This is a genomic window from Pyramidobacter piscolens W5455, from assembly GCF_000177335.1.
GTDB lineage: Bacteria > Synergistota > Synergistia > Synergistales > Dethiosulfovibrionaceae > Pyramidobacter > Pyramidobacter piscolens.
This window is the reverse complement of record NZ_ADFP01000082.1, coordinates 13,455-28,783: the sequence shown is the minus strand read 5'-3', so window position 1 is coordinate 28,783 and position 15,329 is coordinate 13,455. Positions and strand designations below refer to the sequence as shown.

Below are 15,329 nucleotides of genomic sequence, written 5' to 3'. Positions count from 1 at the left end.
ATGCGATGCTATACCAGCCGCCGTCTCAAGCGCCCCTTTTCGGCCGCTTCGTCGTCGGCGGGGATCAGGTACTCGGTGCGGTCGATGAGGAAGATGCGCTCTTCCACGCGGGGCCGGTAGCCGTCGCCGCCGCTCAGCTCGACGGCGTTGGAACCCGCGGCGACCATCCCCAGTCCATGCCCCTTTGCGAGCTGCGCCATTCTGTGTGGCATTTTTCATTATATATTGTTCTTTCACTGTTTAAAATGGCCCAATCGCAAAATCTACAAGACTCAGGCTTATGGTCACAGGAAGAACGGTTGATAAAAGACAGAGCTTTAAATTGCCCTTTGACAAAGGAATCCAAGTCTGGTATATTACGTGTCGCGTTCGTGGATGGGGTTGTAGCTCAGTCGGTTAGAGCGTCGGCCTGTCACGCCGAAGGTCGAGAGTTCGAGTCTCTTCAGCCCCGCCATTCTCCACGCGGAAGTAGCTCAGGGGTAGAGCACAACCTTGCCAAGGTTGGGGTCGCGGGTTCAAATCCCGTCTTCCGCTCCATTAAGAATGAAAGCCCTGCCGTCTGCACGGCGGGGTTTTTTCGTATTTTTCGTCGGGAGCGGCCGTTTGTTCCGTAAGGAAACTATACGTCTCGCCGGACTTTCCGACGCTGGGAATTCTCTTTTAAGGTTTTATCAGGTATGATAAGCGAGATCGCGGCAAAATGAACATCATGATAAGGAGCGGATCGATCCATGCTTGAAAACATCGCAGCGCGTCTGCGCGTCACCCCCGAAGCGCTGAAAGAGGAACTGCGGACTTTTTTCGTCACCACTGTCGGCACCCTGCTCTACTGCGTCGGCACCGTTTTCTTCATCAAACCGGCAATGCTGCCCAACACGGGCGTCATGGGCGTTTGCCTGTTCCTCAACTACCTCAGTGACATTCCGCTGGGGCTCAGCAACGCCGTGTTCAACTTCGCGCTTTTCCTTTTCGCTTACAAGATGCTCCCCAAGCGCTTCTTCTACTGGACGCTCTACTCTACCGTTCTGATGTCGCTGGGCATGGAATTTTTTGCGCGTTTCCCCGCGCCGGTCATCGCCGACCGTATGCTGCTGGTCGTCGTCGCGGCCGTGCTGCACGGCATTGCGCTGGCGACGGTGTTTTCAGGCGGAGGCTCCACCGGCGGCATCGACATCGTGTGCGTCGCGGTACGGCGCAAAACGGGCGTGGAGCTAGGCAACATTTCGATGCTGCTGAACTTCGCCGTGATACTGCTGTTCTTCTGGGTCGTCTCGGTCGAGAACGTCGTCTACGGACTGCTGCTGTCCTACATCACGTCGCTGGTCATGAACGGCGACCTGCGGGCCTTTTCCTCGCGCAAGGAAGCCATGATCATCACCAGCGAAGCGGAACTGGTGCGCAACTACATCGTCTACACGCTGCACCGCGGCGTGACGATCTTCGACGCCCGCGGCGGCTTCAACGCCGCCCCCCGTCACGTGCTGATCACCCTGCTCGCCCCGCGCCAGGAGATCCTGCTCAAGCTGTTCCTCAAAGAACACGACCCCAACGCCTTCCTGCGCCTTTCCGTCGCCTCGGAAGTGCTGGGCAAGGGGTTCCAGAAGTGGGAAGAATAACTGAGCCAAATAGCATGTGTCATAAAACTGATGAATGCTTTATGCCGTCCGATAAAAAGAGTTATTCGAGGTCTCCTTGAATAATATTTTGTTAATCAACGATGCTTCCGCTACATATATTTTTCAGGACGATAACCTAGGTCATAACTGTACACGTCAATCCGACGGTTCGCGAGACGGCTGTTTGTCGGATGGAAATATTTGCGCCTACTGTCACACAGATCAACGTCAGCGTAGATAACTCCTTCTTTCATGAGCCCGGGCCCCGCAATTGGATTTCCCCATGGTCCGACAATAATACTCTGTCCGGGGAATTTCATCTTTCCTGTTTGTCCCACGCGGTTCGTGCCAGCAACAATGATGTGGTTGGAGAGAGCATTCGCCATGCACAGTACAGGAGCCATTGTCCAATAAGGATCCGGTAAAGCGCGTGTTTCCTTGACGTCACTCCAGTTGGATGGGACACAGACAATGTCTGCGCCCTGCAATGCAAGTATGCGAAACGTCTCTGGGTAATATGCATCAAGACAAATAATTACACCAATGCGACCTATACGTGTATGAAACACTGGCAGACCGAGATTTCCCGGTTCAACCCAATAGACTTCATCTTCGCAGGGATGAAGCTTGCGATATTTGCCTACAAAACCGTCAGGTCCCACTAATATTGCAGTATTAAAGAGATCGTTTTCTTCCTTCTCCACCAATGAGGCGACAATATAAATGCCATGTTTACGAGCTATATTCTCCAGCATCCGAGAGCTTCTTCCATTCGGCACCGCTTCCGCAAGCGCAAACACGTCGGAACGCCTGTCAAACACGCAACCGGTATTATACATTTCAGGCAGAACAAGCAGATTGGCCCCATTTTGACAGGCTTGCTCGATCATTCGCTGGGCGGTATCAAGATTCTGTCCCACATTTCCCTGTACAACATCCATCTGTACACAAGCTATTCTTGCTGGCGACTGACCGTTCATAATTATCATCCCTCCGCTCTTATTTTTCTTCCAGATAAGCGGGATTCTTCTTGTCCAATTTACTGAAAACAATCATCGCCACGCCAGAAGCAAGGCAACCCCAGATCACATAAGGAATGACCGACTTAAAGTGCATAGAATAGGCACAGACTCCAACACCAAGGATCATGCCGGCGATGAGCCCATTCTTTGTGATAATTCCCTTATGGCGTAGCATATAGCTGAGGAAGATCGGGCAAACAAGCCCGGCAGCCGAATACGAATAGGTCAACACGAGGAGGTTGAGTACCTGGGGAAAATACATAGCAATCAAAGCCGCTGCCGCCAGCACGATCACAGAGAGAACGCGGTTTATCTGTACAGCGGATTTCTCCGAGACTCGAGGATTCAGCACACGGTAAATATCACGATTCAAATTAACAACTACCGATTGGATACCAGAACTGATTGTGGAAAGAATCGTGCATACAACCAATCCAGAAAAGACCGCAACCGCCCATAGAGGTAATTCGTTCATCAACCATCCCGTTGCCATTTCCCGTTCAAGTCCAGGGTTCATGGAACGAACACTCAGTCCAACGACAATAGCCCAAACATAGGCTAACAGTGCACAGAAAGCAGAAATAGCTAGACTTTTAATAACCTTGTTCGTTTCTTTACAAGCAAGGATACGCTGATAATACATCTGATTTGTCAGTCCACCAGGAGTGAGTGAAAAAAATCCATAAAATACTCGTAGATAAACCGACACTGAATAATGAGCTCGGGAACTGTACAATATCCTGAGGAACTGTCCTCATCACATGTGACATGCCGCCAGCCATTCTCGCTGTTGCAATTGCTATCGTTGTACCGATGATAAACATCAGACAACCAAAGACAAAATCCGTCCATGCTACTGTTTTAAGTCCGCTAGGCAATACAAAAAATACACACAGGACAGCCATAGCGCAAATCAAGATATTTAAGGGGATACCTGTAATTGTCGTATATAATTTTGCAAATGCTGTTAAATTTGAACAGCACCAGCCAAATGGAACAACGATAGTCATCAAGCCAGCCAGAATCCTCACAGTTTTGCTAGGACCTGAATAGTGCAGTAAAATTTCGGGAACAGTCGCAAACTTATGTTCGCGCAACCATTTAGCGACGAACATAAGAATAACAAAAGACAACTGGCACAGAATGCCGTAAAGCATCACTGAATATCCGTTACTGAATCCATTGCCAACTTGTCCGACTAGAATTCCACCTCCCATTGCTGTAGCAAATTGTGTACCTACAACGACATACAGAGGAAGCTCGCGGCCGCCGACTTCCCAATCATCTACACTAACACTCTTTTTTCTGCCCTTTCTTGTCATCAGCATGCTCAATCCATAGGTTAATAGAAGCGTAGCAAGAATCGCAAAAACAATAACCACAGATTTCATATTAACGCCTCCTAAATTATATTATGAACATCCGGTCATGCCAAAGCAGCTGTTCTAGCCCCTAAAATAATAAAGACTATATACTTTTAGTGGCACTTGACCTTCTGATACAGTTTTTTGAAAGCCGGATTTTTGCTGTAGCCCGTCCACAAAAGCCACCTTTTCAGATCTGCTTCTACCTCGTTGGTGTCTTCGATTTTTAGAAGCCGTCGAAGCGTTTCTTTCATACGGTATGCGCGACAGAGATGGCTGCTATTCTCAGCAATTGTCGCGATCCAGATCTGCTGCTTTTCCAGCTGATGTTCTGGTGCCTTGTCAAGAGTGTAGGCTACATTTTCGATTTTCTCCGCCCGTCCTCTTGTCGCCGCAACAAGCCAAGCTTTCGTATCGCCATTCGTCAGGCATTCCTTATCTCTGGGATGAGTCTGTGCAGCCAACAGAGTCTCGGCGTAAGCTGCGCTTCATGTCTCGTGCTTAACCTAATCCAGGGTGCCCATGGCTCATTTGACGGTGTGGAAAGGATCGATGCCGAGATTCATAAAGTGGTTAACACGTCTAGAACGCTCCGGTTCAATGACAAGGGAGGATATCTCCGTGCTGGCCATAATAGGGGCATGTACGATGGAGAAAGGTCAGTTATTCTCATACCAGTAATCAGAGCGAGCATGGATTCTAATACTGATTCTTAATAGAATAGTTTAACGACAGTCCTGAAGCACTCCAAGGGAGTCCAGTCGCTCGGGCCTGTCTCGCCGGCTGCGCAGTCCGTGCAATTCGCTTTGTGGATCTCCCTCGGAGCGCTATTGCTATTCAGCGTTTCAATTAAGAAATAGTTATTAACACCAATTCAGATCAACGGCTGCCAGTCTCAAAATAATGAATGATTTGTTCTCTCTCCATACTGTCAAGGCTAAGATTCTTTAAACAGCGACCGCTCGCTCGGAAATCTCGTTTATAGATTGCGCTTGTCAGCTGGATAACAGCGTCGATATTGGGCGTGGCAACGCCCGCTTTACGCCCCAGCTCGGAGATTGGCACAAGGCTCATTGGTACATCCTCAGTAATATAACGGGCATCAATTGTCTTTGGTGCCTTGATTGTGCTGTAGGCGGCATTATTCTGAATCAAATGATACAAATCCTCTCCATGAGTATCATACGATTCAACCAGCCATTCTTCTGCACTGAGGACGCTCACACCATAAGCAGCGGCAACGGCCATACGTTCATTGTCAATCTCTTTGACAAGAACAGTCACGGAAGGGGAAATCCCATCAAGGTAATAACGAAAACCACCAGTTTCACTCTCAACCCTACCGATATTCAGCAACAGCGGAGTTGGATGGAAAAGCGCACCAATGTTAGAAAGACTTGTCTCCAGACAGTTCTTCGCTGCCACGAACTGTGGATAAAAAGGCCTGAGCATTGCCAATACCTGTTCCGTACGGTTTGCCGGAAGAGCTCCCAGAAGGATCTTTTTCTTTATACCGCTGATTTCCACAGACGAGGGCCCCGTCTTACGACAGGCATAGATCAGTGTCTGTGCCTCCGCAATGGTAACGTCAGCCTTGCAGCCCCGGCTACGGATTACATTGAGAAAATCAACAGCTCCGCCAGTACGTCCAGGATTCAAGACAACAGTCTGTCCCTCTTCCAACGCATTGAAACAAGCTTCTGCAATCAACCGATGAGTAAAAGAAGGTGTGACAACCATGATCAAATGAATATCCTGAATGGCAAGAGGAATATCAGTCGTCACTAAATTCAGTTGACAGTGTGATGTTCGCCCGTTCACGGTTAGATTAACGCCATTTGCTTGTTGAATGCCGGCAATGTACTGTGGAAAAAGGTCACATAGATTTACTTTTACGCCTTGGCTGGAAAGGTATGCGGCGATTGCCGTTCCGCCATTCCCTGCACCAATAACTGCAACACTCGTTTCCATAAAAAGCTTCCTCTCGCATAAAATAGACTTATCGCTGTTGTTTTTGGATGGTCCTATTCCAGAAGAACAAACGCATCACAACGATCAGGGCAATTGAGGCCGTACAGAGAACCAACCCTGCCACCAACGCGCCAAAGTTTTTGATAAAGTACGGATACATTGTCGTCACTAGCCCCCCGCCGATGAAAGGGCTCATGAGAGGACACCCAAGAGCATAAATGGTTCCAGCATCCGTCTCCATCTTAGGATCGGACGTACGAAGCAGCATATAGCCAACGGCAGCTACTCCAGTAAATGCACCGAACCGAATGATGCCCTGCTCAAACCAACAATGGGAAAAAACGCGCGGGCTCAGCCAGAACAGCCAGAAATACATGAAGACTGTAATAATGACAGTAGCAATCAGTAGCGGCATCCAATATTCGACCACAACTGGAATCTTGATAGAAGCCATCGCTGCGACGATCAGAATTTCAAGGGCCATGCCTTGGATACGCTGAAAAGTGGCACGATCAAAAAGATCGTGGAGTGACGTATGCTGAATGACAATGTTGATCAACCACCCGCCAATCATGGCAAAAGGGAAAAGCGGCAATCCCTTGTACTTGAATATGGCGCCAAAACTCCACACGATCAGGCGCCCAATAATAACAGCGATACCAATAACGCCTAAATGAAGGGCAAAAGGTTCAACAACATCTTGGCTGACCGTCATCTTGGCACTTGCCTCGCGATTACCTTCAGGATAGATCTCCCGCGAGTCTCCGCCGCTTGTTGGCCCAGTCAGAACTTTTGTGTATCTCTTACGAACTCCATAGTTGATAGCCCCCATACCGCCGAAAATACCGATAAGAAGGCCGATCGTAGCTACGGTAGGTGCCAAGGATGCACCATCAATCCAGTTAAGCAACTTAGGATCTTCGAAAAGCGAGGCCATGCCACCCGCCGTTCCATGTCCGCCAGCAAAGCCGATCTCAAACAGGGAGCCAAACAGCGGGTTAACACCAAAAAACGGAGTAAACAAAACGACACACAACAGTGCGGTGACGCCCACCTGCATAAAACTATTCGACCATAGCCAAAGAAGCCCCGTGACGCTGTCATGCAGCGCATATTCTCCCGTCTTCTCTTTTTTCACCCCCAGCAACATACAAGAGAATACAATCGTGATCATTGGGCTTGGTAAAGCACCAATAGATGTCATCATTGCAGCAGGGATAATTTTTAGCGCGTAGGGGCCTAAAGCCAAACCAATAACTCCAGCCAGTAGCGAAGCAGGAATAAAGGCTTTGCGTAAAAAATGTACTTTGAGTCGGATAAGACTGGCAACGACAAGTAACAGACCAACAATACTGATATATAGGAGCAGATTATTAATAGTGCCGCTCGTAATTTTTTCCAAAGGGAACATGTTTTGAGCTCCTTTCCTGAAATACGGCAAAAATACAATTTTTATGTCACTTTGCACCTATAAAAAACCAATATCATCGTATATTTACTTATAAAATGCTCCTAAATAAAAGGCCGCTTAGAGAGAGAACAGAACTATTTCTATGCAAAACCTCATTCTTTCACTTGCAGCGGCCTCATTCTTTTAATATCCTGAGCGATATTAAAGGACCTATTTTATTTGTAAGGGGAAATTGACAAGCAGCCTACACCCAATAAGGAACCTTGGTTCCTATGCCTTTTTCCACTGCTTTATGGTAGGCACGGGAAACTACTGCAATATCTTCAACCCCCATACCGACGGCGTTAAAGTAGATTGTTTCTTCGTCATTCTCACGCCCTTTCTTTTTACCGTTGATGATCTCACCAAGCTCAGCCGTGATCTGTTCATCCTTAAACAGACCATCTCGCCACATCAGCGCTACAGTGCTAATCATACGATGTTTGATAGTTTCCCACGTATCAACGAAAACCTTGTCGGCCAGCCTGACGCAGTCATATGTGTATTCATAATCAGCATTATTGATCATGAGAGCGCCTTTTTTAATCCATTCCGCCTGCACAACGGGCTCTGTCGCAATAGTTACGGTGCTGATAATATCGCTCTTCCTGCAGGCACCGGAAGCGTCTTGAACTGCCGTAACTTTAAGACCGGGATACTTTGCGGTCATTTCCGCGGCGTAGCTTTCGGCGCGTTCAAATACGATGTCAGTAATATAAACTTCCTTGATGGACGGACGAACGACCATAGCGGCTTCGAGCTGCGTACGCGACTGTGCTCCCGCACCGAATATCGTCATTGTTTGTGCGTTTTGCACCGCGAGGTACTTCATCGCCAATCCGGCAACGGCGCCAGTACGCTTGGCGCTGACCGTAGTCGCGTCAGAAATACATACCGGCACTTTCGATATTGGATCGTTCAGAATCACGGTTACGGTTGCACGTGGCAGTCCTTGTTTGTAGTTGTTGGGATTGCTGCCAATCCATTTAATGCCAGCCATGTTGTATTCGCCGCCGACAAAACCTGGCATGGCATTGATGCGCCCGTAAATGTTTTCTTCTTCGATGGTTTTTCCCCAATGAAGAACGATTTTACCGGCATTGATCGCTTCTCCCTTGTCAAGCATCGAGAGAACTCGTTCGATATCGTGAATAACATCCGGCATAGAATTGCCCGCTAGAGAATTGACCTCCTTATTGTTCAGAAATAGAATTTCGAGATGCGAAGTACTCATTGCGTCGCGCTCCTTTTGGAATAAAATTTGCCGAACTGTCCCTGCAGCATCGTACGATGTAATTCAATATTAGCATAAAAATTTTTTCTTGCAACAAAAAAATAAAATTATTTTGTATACATGGACAAAGATTTTTCGACTGAATGGAAAAAACTTTGTTGAAAACCTTGAGATCTTCATCTTCTGAGATATTCATGATGTGATTCAAGCGGAAATTTGTTATGATGGACATAAATCGAGGTGGGGCTGTAATGCAAAATTTCTTGGAAAAAATTCAAAAGAGACAATCTGCTTTTTCTCCCGCAGTGAGAAAAGTTGCAACTTACATCATGGAGCATTACAGTGATATTCCTTTTTGTACGATTACTGATGTAGCGACAGCTGCCGGCGTAAGCGTGACATCGGTGATAAAGTTTTGCACTGAAATGCAGTATTCCGCATTTTCGGAGTTCAAACAGGCAATGCGGGATCATATTCAGCAAACTTTGATTAGTCACTACAATATCAACGACGATAATTTCACCGAGGCACACCAACAGAGCGTTTTGGATGAAGTAACAAGACTAGATATCGAGAATATTCACAGGACAATGAATAACCCGATTAATCAAGAAAATATAAAGAAATTTTTTCACCTAGCTGAAAAAGCTCATATTATCTATACGATGGGATTCCGAACCTCGGCAATCTTTGCAACCTACACAAGTTTATTGTTGCGTATGCAAGGACTTACGGTTTTTCCGATTACGCCCGGAATTGGCGATTATATCGACAAAATGCTTACGGTTCATTCTGACGATTTAGTTATGGCTTTTTCATTCAATCGCTATTCAAAAGACGTGGTCAAGATGCTCAAAACGCTGCATGACAGAAAAATTCCTATCGTTTTAGTGACGGATGACAAGCTTTCACCGTCATACGTTTATGCAGATTTAGTTTTTACATGTTCGACACGAACACAGAATTACGTAGCGTCCTATGTAGGCTGCATGTCGCTCCTCAACTCAATTTTTGCTTATGGTATTTCACATTACAAAAACTACGTAAAATCTTTAAGTCAACTTGAACAGTTTTATTCTGACTACGAAACTTTTTACGAGCCGTAAGCCTGAGAATTCGATATAAACGTCCAGACATATTGAATGGAATCTGAACGTTGTAAAGAAGAAAAATCTCCCGTCAAAAGGAAACTCCAACACACACATTCTCTAGGGAGTCGCTGATTTACTCAGCGGCTCCCTAATTCATGATGATTGATCCATCCAGCGCATCATATGCTTCCATAGCGATGACCCCTTTAAGATGACCGGAAAATTAACAAAGCCCAGGTTGGATCGCGGCGAACTAAACGTTCGGCACGATCCAACCTGGGCTTTGTCGTATCTCGTATCGGTAAAAACTTTTATTCGATCTCGGTGACGGCGTAGTCCTGATCCTCGACGGCTTTCTTCCCGACCTTTAGAAGGCGAATAATCAAACCAAGCGCAACGAGGCAGAGTAGAAAACTTCGTAAGGAAATTTCCAGTGAAGACATTTACGAGGTCGAGAGTTCAAGCGTCTGACATACATCTGGATAACCCCATCAGGTATATCCGTAACGTCTTTCTTCTTGGGAAAACATTCCCGTAACAATCCGTTGGTGTTTTCGTTCGTACCCCGCTGCCATGGCCGGTGCGGTTTTGGATAATAGAGTTTCGCTCCGCCCAGACTGGCGCTGATCTGTTCGGGAGACCACTGCCTGAAGTCCCGACTTTTACAAGGGAAACGAAGACAACCCCATGCAGCATCAAGAGTGAGCTCGATTTTTTTCAACCGCAAATTTTACGGATAGTTCCTCCTGTCGCTTCCCGCACAGCAAGAGGCCGTCTCAAAAGCCAATTAAGGCGGCCCTTTGCTATTCTTCGATGAAATTTATCCAGTGTTAAGGCACTGCATGTAAACGGAACGAAATAGTATCCTTCGTCTTTAAAGACAGTTCTGCAGTTTGGAGACAGCCTCTTTAATTCTGCGAAAACCACCGGTCAAGAAGAATTTCAGAGCCGCCCATGCAGCTTCAGCGAGCTTTCAACTTCATCTTGCCGCCATTGTTGTTTTGTTGAAGGAGTACAAATCACGTTGTTTTTAAACAAAGCACAGTATTATTGAGACAATTTTTGTTACCCCATCTCTTCCATGCGCTTATACCATACGTCCTTCAGCTGACGCGCAGTCTTCGTCGAGGCAAGTCCGCCAACCAGAGTGCCCCGAAGCTCGCGAGGCAGAAGCTGCTGTGTGTTGATCAGGGCATCCACGACTTCGTCCGATGGAATGACACTCCTGATGCCAGCAAGTGCCATATCGGCTGCAACGTAGGCATTCCCAACTCCAATCGCGTTACGCTTGATACAGGGAATTTCGACAGGTCCTGCTACGGGGTCACAGATAAGCCCCAGGATGTTCTTGAGGGCAAGCGCCATTGCCTCACAACACTGCAAAGGGGTTCCTCCGGCAAGTTGGACAAGGCCTGCCGCAGCCATCGCGCTGGCGACGCCGATTTCAGACTGACAACCGCCAAGAGCGCCCGATACCGGCGCGCGCTTGGCGATGAGCACGCCCGTCATGGCCGCGACGAGCAGGGCGTCAATGATTTGGTCCTCGCTGGAGTGGAGCTGCTCGGCAGAGGTCAGGAGGCAGCCGGGAATGACGCCGCACGAACCCGCCGTTGGCGAAGCGCAGACACAGCACATGCTGCCGTTGGCCTCCATGACGCCGATCGCGCGCGCGACAGCCGTGCCGACGATGGGGCCTGAGAGATTTTTGCCTTTGTTCACAAGCTTCATGAGCTTCGCACCGTCGTCGCCGGGCATGAAGCCGGCCACAAGGTTGTTTTTGCCAAGGCCGGCGACGACGGACGCCTTCATGGTTTTCCATGCCTCGAGCGTCTTTTTGCGAATCCACTCGCGCGTGACGCCGCTGCGCTTCGCCTCAAATTCCTCGGCCACCGCGGGGATCGAGGAAGCCTTTGCGCGGGCAAGAAGCTCATCGAAGCTATTCACGAGCGGTTCAGCGTTGACAAGCTTGAAGTCCCACAAGCCGGCCAGAGGATAGACCTTTGAAGCAAGGAGCTTCAGCTTCGCCATGGCGTCCTCGCTCAGGGACCTGTCCGAGATCGCCGTGTGGAAATAGACGCCGTCATTCACGGTCGACACGCAGGACTGGAAGGTCGCTCCGACAGCGGAAGAGAGCTCGGCAGCGGTGTAGGCTTTGGAGGTGGAGAACAAAACGCCGTCCTCGCTGCCATAGAGTTCGACAGGAAAACCGTCGACCTCGCTCATCTGGATTTCGCCGCCGCCGATCGTCAGGCCGACAATCCGATAACGCTCCCCGTTCCGGGTCAGTTCGGTGTCGACAGTTGCCGGGCTGTGGCTTGTGTCGTCTGGGTAACGATGGACGACGACAGGGATCCCTTGCGCCTTGGCTGTCTGGAGCGCCGTTTTGATTCCCGGAGAATCCTCAAGCTGGCCCAGCAGGCCCGCAACGACGCCGGAGTCACTGGCGTGCCCCTTGTACGTCATCGAGAGCGCGCCGTAGAAGTAAAGGTCGATCGTGTCCGGTGCGCCGCCAATCAATTGGCGGCACATGCGCCCGATACGCACCATGCCTGCCGTATGCGAGCTGGACGGCCCCGTCATGATCGGGCCGATGGAGTCAAAAAGGCTCGGAAGACGGTCGGTATTGCCGCCGCTGTTCGTGCACATACCACACTGGGTACAGATGCTCATATGTATTCCTCCATATTTTGTAATAAACCGCGCGGGGCGGTCGTATGTTGAAAACGTTTTCTGTTTCACGCTGAATTTCGATCGTAAATTTCAATCGCCTGGCTCCGCTACATCGTCGCGAGCTTTTTGTACCACCAGTCTTTGAGCTCGTGAGCTTTTTTCGTCGCGCACAGGCCGCCGCTCATCATGCCGCGAAGCTCACGGGGCAGATACTGTTGTGTGTTGATCAGGGCGTCAAGGACCTCGTCAGGCGGGATGATGCTCTCAATGCCGGCAAGGGCCATGTCGGCCGCGGCGAACGCATTCGCGACGCCGATAGCGTTGCGCTTGATGCACGGCACTTCGACAGGACCGGCGACCGGATCGCACACGAGCCCAAGGACATTTTTCAGCGCGAGAGCATACGCCTCCTGGACCTGCTTTGCCGATCCGCCGGCCAGCTGAGCCAGTGCGGCTGCTGCCATGGCGGACGAAACGCCGATCTCGGACTGGCACCCGCCAAGGGCACCGGAAACGGGAGCGCGTTTTGCGACAAGGACGCCGGTCATTGCGCCGGACAGGAGAGCGTCGATAATCTGGTCGTCGCTCGAACCAAGCTTTTCTGCCGCGGTCATCAAGCAGCCGGGCATGATACCGCAGGAGCCTGCCGTCGGACAGGCGACGACCTGACGCATGGAACCGTTACTCTCCATGACAGCAAGCGCACGTGCGATTGCTGTACCCACGACAGGGCCGGAAAGATTCTGATGCGCGTCAACGAGATTCTTGAGCCTCGCGCCGTCGTCGCCAGGAGTCAGGCCGCCCAGCAGACGGTTATGACCAGCGAGGCCGTTCTCGACTGCCGCCTTCATGGCATTCCAGGCGGTCAGCGTCTTTTTGCGCACCCACTCGCGGCTCACGCCGCTCCGGCGCTCTTCATACTCCTCCGCGGCAGAGGGGGCTGACGTCTTCTCAGCAAGGGCGAGCCAGCTGGCGAAGGTGTCGAACAGAGGAACCGGGTCTTTCAGTTTAAAATCCCACAGGTTGCGCAGAGGGTAAACGCGGATCGACGCGTCGCGAAGGGCGTTTATCTGCGGCTCTGTCAGGGCCGTCTCGGTCAGGACGGTGTGGAATGCTTTACCGTCGTACTCTGTGGCCGTCACGGACTGGACGGAACGGCTGAGGAACGCTTCGACTTCGCTTTGGCTGAAACAGTGGTCCGCAAGGAACAGCGCGCCGTCTTCAAAACCATGGAGCAGGACGGGCCAGCCGTCCACCTCCTGCATCTCGATCTCGCCGCCGCCTATGGACACGCCGGAGATGCGGTAATGGACGCCGTTCCGCACAAGCGCCATGTCGACGGTCATCGAGTTGCGCGTCGATTCGGGGTCGACATGATCGTGAACCGGAATGCCGCGTTCGGCGGCAATCCTGAGCATCTTCCCAATCAGGCCGGAGTCTTCGAGCTCACCGAGCAGACCAGCAACAACCGCGCCGTCGCTCGCATGGCCTTTGTACGTTGTCGAGAGCGCGCCGTAGAAATACAGATCGATCGCGTCCGGATCGCCTCCGATCAGCAATCGTCCCATGCGCCCGATACGCAGGACGCCCGCTGTGGCGGAGCTGGACGAACCGGTCATGACAGGTCCAATGGAATCGAAAAGGCTTGGCAGTCGGTCTGCACCGCCGCGATCACTGTTGATGCACGCGCCGCAAATGCTGCAATCAGGCATGGATATTCCTCCAAAATGACTTAAACGAGCTGAAAAACATGATATAAATCTATCTAATAATATAAAACAGAGCTGAAAAAGGGCTGCGGCACGAAATATCGCGCGACAGCCCCAGGCGCTGCATTATTATACGAATTCGTATTCTCCGCCGACGCCCTTTTCCTTGGCACGCTCAAGCACGATGCCGCCAACAGCAACGTCCATCGAACCGGTGCCGATCGGCAGGCAGAGAATGCGCTCATGGCTCTCTTCGACCGGGACGACACTCTTCTTGTTGGCGACGACTTCACCGATCGTAGCATACACGTCGATCTCCTTGAGCTCGCCTTTCTCATGAAGGCCGCTCAGAGCACCGCGGTGCATGCACTGTTCGATGTGGTCGACAATGATTTTGTCGGCGTTCTTGATGAACTTGTCCTCGCACTCCTGGTAGGAGCCCATCGGGAACAGAATCTGGCCGGACCCGATCCACTCGTCCTTGACATACTTGTCCTTGGACTGGGTGACGCAGATAATGATGTCTGCATCTTTGCAGACCTCTTCCGGCGTCTTCGCGATGACGATGTTGCCGTCCTTCACAAGGTGCGCGCAGTCGGCCTTGTACTTCTCAGACGCAGCGGGGAACACGTCGTACACGACGACCTTGTTCAGCGTAAAGCGCTCGGCGAACGCCATGGTCTGGGTGTGCCCCTGCATGCCGGCGCCGTAAAGCCCCAGCGTAATATTGCGCTTCTTCGTGAGATAGCACGAAGCGACGGCAGACTGGGCGCCGGTGCGCAAGTTCGTGATGTGAGCGCTGTCCATGACGCCGATAAACTGGAGCGTCGGAGCGTCGACCAGCATAAGCAGGGCAGAGACATAGGGCAGGTCCATGAGCGGACGCATGCCGAGGTTGCCGCCAGCCCACTTCAGGCCCGCAATGTCCTCGAAGCCGATGAACGCGGGCATGGCGTTCATGAAGCCCTTGTACGGCGGGTATTCGGCAGTTTCGCCAAGGTCAAGGTTCACCTTGGCGGGGTTAATAACGGTACCTTCGCCCATGCCGTGGTATGTCTTCTCGACGACGTCCACGACGTCTTTCATCGTGATGAGGCTCTTGATCATATCCTGGCTCAGCAGACGGGTTTTCATGTGAAACGTTCCTCCTTATGGGAAAACCTGCGCGACAGCAGGTTCTAAAGGCTTTTGGCAGGGGCCGA

Annotated in this window: 13 protein-coding genes, 2 tRNA genes and 1 pseudogene; 4 read left to right on the top strand and 12 right to left on the bottom strand. The window is 50.6% G+C overall.

Translation table 11 applies throughout. The annotated features are described in order from the left end of the window. Positions 1-8: 8 nt before the first annotated feature. Positions 9-200: a hypothetical protein gene (locus HMPREF7215_RS13285; RefSeq protein ID WP_156797482.1), complete on the bottom strand. Its 192-nt coding sequence runs from the start codon at positions 198-200 to the stop codon at positions 9-11. Positions 201-377: 177 nt separating this feature from the next. Here HMPREF7215_RS13285 and HMPREF7215_RS07330 point away from each other — a divergent pair. The 3 genes from HMPREF7215_RS07330 (at position 378) to HMPREF7215_RS07320 (ending at position 1,616) form a co-directional block, all read left to right on the top strand. Next, a tRNA-Asp gene (locus tag HMPREF7215_RS07330) sits at positions 378-454 on the top strand. An 8-nt stretch (positions 455-462) separates the two neighbouring features. Next, positions 463-537, top strand: a tRNA-Gly gene (locus HMPREF7215_RS07325). A 194-nt stretch (positions 538-731) separates the two neighbouring features. Next, a complete protein-coding gene (locus tag HMPREF7215_RS07320) occupies positions 732-1,616 on the top strand; it encodes a YitT family protein (protein WP_009165143.1) in 885 nt (294 codons plus the stop codon). Between the two features lie 110 nt (positions 1,617-1,726). Here HMPREF7215_RS07320 and HMPREF7215_RS07315 read toward each other — a convergent pair whose 3' ends face one another. The 7 genes from HMPREF7215_RS07315 to HMPREF7215_RS07295 form a co-directional block, all read right to left on the bottom strand. Beyond that, entirely contained in the window at positions 1,727-2,596 is an 870-nt protein-coding gene (locus tag HMPREF7215_RS07315) for a nitrilase-related carbon-nitrogen hydrolase (RefSeq protein ID WP_040550858.1), read from the bottom strand. Between the two features lie 19 nt (positions 2,597-2,615). Beyond that, positions 2,616-3,281: a sodium:solute symporter family transporter gene (locus HMPREF7215_RS13930; RefSeq protein WP_269621703.1), complete on the bottom strand. Its 666-nt coding sequence runs from the start codon at positions 3,279-3,281 to the stop codon at positions 2,616-2,618. After that, positions 3,253-4,029, bottom strand: coding sequence for a sodium:solute symporter family transporter (locus tag HMPREF7215_RS13925; protein ID WP_083798294.1), 777 nt, complete (start codon positions 4,027-4,029; stop codon positions 3,253-3,255). Before HMPREF7215_RS13925 ends, HMPREF7215_RS13930 begins: the two co-directional genes overlap by 29 nt. An 86-nt stretch (positions 4,030-4,115) precedes the next feature. Beyond that, complete coding sequence (locus HMPREF7215_RS12845; protein ID WP_198004578.1) at positions 4,116-4,466, bottom strand: transposase; 351 nt, start codon at positions 4,464-4,466, stop codon at positions 4,116-4,118. 415 nt (positions 4,467-4,881) lie between these two features. Continuing rightward, a complete protein-coding gene (locus HMPREF7215_RS07305) occupies positions 4,882-5,973 on the bottom strand; it encodes an NAD/NADP-dependent octopine/nopaline dehydrogenase family protein (RefSeq protein WP_009165138.1) in 1,092 nt (363 codons plus the stop codon). 28 nt (positions 5,974-6,001) lie between these two features. Then, positions 6,002-7,384, bottom strand: a complete 1,383-nt coding sequence (locus HMPREF7215_RS07300) for a sodium/glutamate symporter (RefSeq protein ID WP_009165137.1) — start codon at positions 7,382-7,384, stop codon at positions 6,002-6,004. Positions 7,385-7,628: 244 nt separating this feature from the next. Next, complete coding sequence (locus HMPREF7215_RS07295; RefSeq protein WP_009165136.1) at positions 7,629-8,657, bottom strand: ornithine cyclodeaminase family protein; 1,029 nt, start codon at positions 8,655-8,657, stop codon at positions 7,629-7,631. 221 nt (positions 8,658-8,878) lie between these two features. On the opposite strand from HMPREF7215_RS07295, the gene HMPREF7215_RS07290 reads away from it, so the two are divergent. Beyond that, a complete protein-coding gene (locus HMPREF7215_RS07290; RefSeq protein WP_040550857.1) occupies positions 8,879-9,763 on the top strand; it encodes a MurR/RpiR family transcriptional regulator in 885 nt (294 codons plus the stop codon). A 367-nt stretch (positions 9,764-10,130) separates the two neighbouring features. Here the strand turns inward: HMPREF7215_RS07290 and HMPREF7215_RS13625 are convergent. The 4 genes and pseudogenes from HMPREF7215_RS13625 to HMPREF7215_RS07275 all read right to left on the bottom strand — a co-directional run. Beyond that, a pseudogene (locus HMPREF7215_RS13625) lies at positions 10,131-10,346 on the bottom strand (transposase); the annotation flags it as partial. A gap of 467 nt (positions 10,347-10,813) precedes the next feature. Then, entirely contained in the window at positions 10,814-12,418 is a 1,605-nt protein-coding gene (gene sdaAA, locus HMPREF7215_RS07285) for an L-serine ammonia-lyase, iron-sulfur-dependent, subunit alpha (protein ID WP_009165132.1), read from the bottom strand. A gap of 107 nt (positions 12,419-12,525) precedes the next feature. Continuing rightward, positions 12,526-14,130: an L-serine ammonia-lyase, iron-sulfur-dependent, subunit alpha gene (gene sdaAA, locus HMPREF7215_RS07280; protein ID WP_009165131.1), complete on the bottom strand. Its 1,605-nt coding sequence runs from the start codon at positions 14,128-14,130 to the stop codon at positions 12,526-12,528. A gap of 126 nt (positions 14,131-14,256) precedes the next feature. Continuing rightward, entirely contained in the window at positions 14,257-15,261 is a 1,005-nt protein-coding gene (locus HMPREF7215_RS07275; protein WP_009165130.1) for an ornithine cyclodeaminase family protein, read from the bottom strand. Positions 15,262-15,329 lie beyond the last annotated feature (68 nt).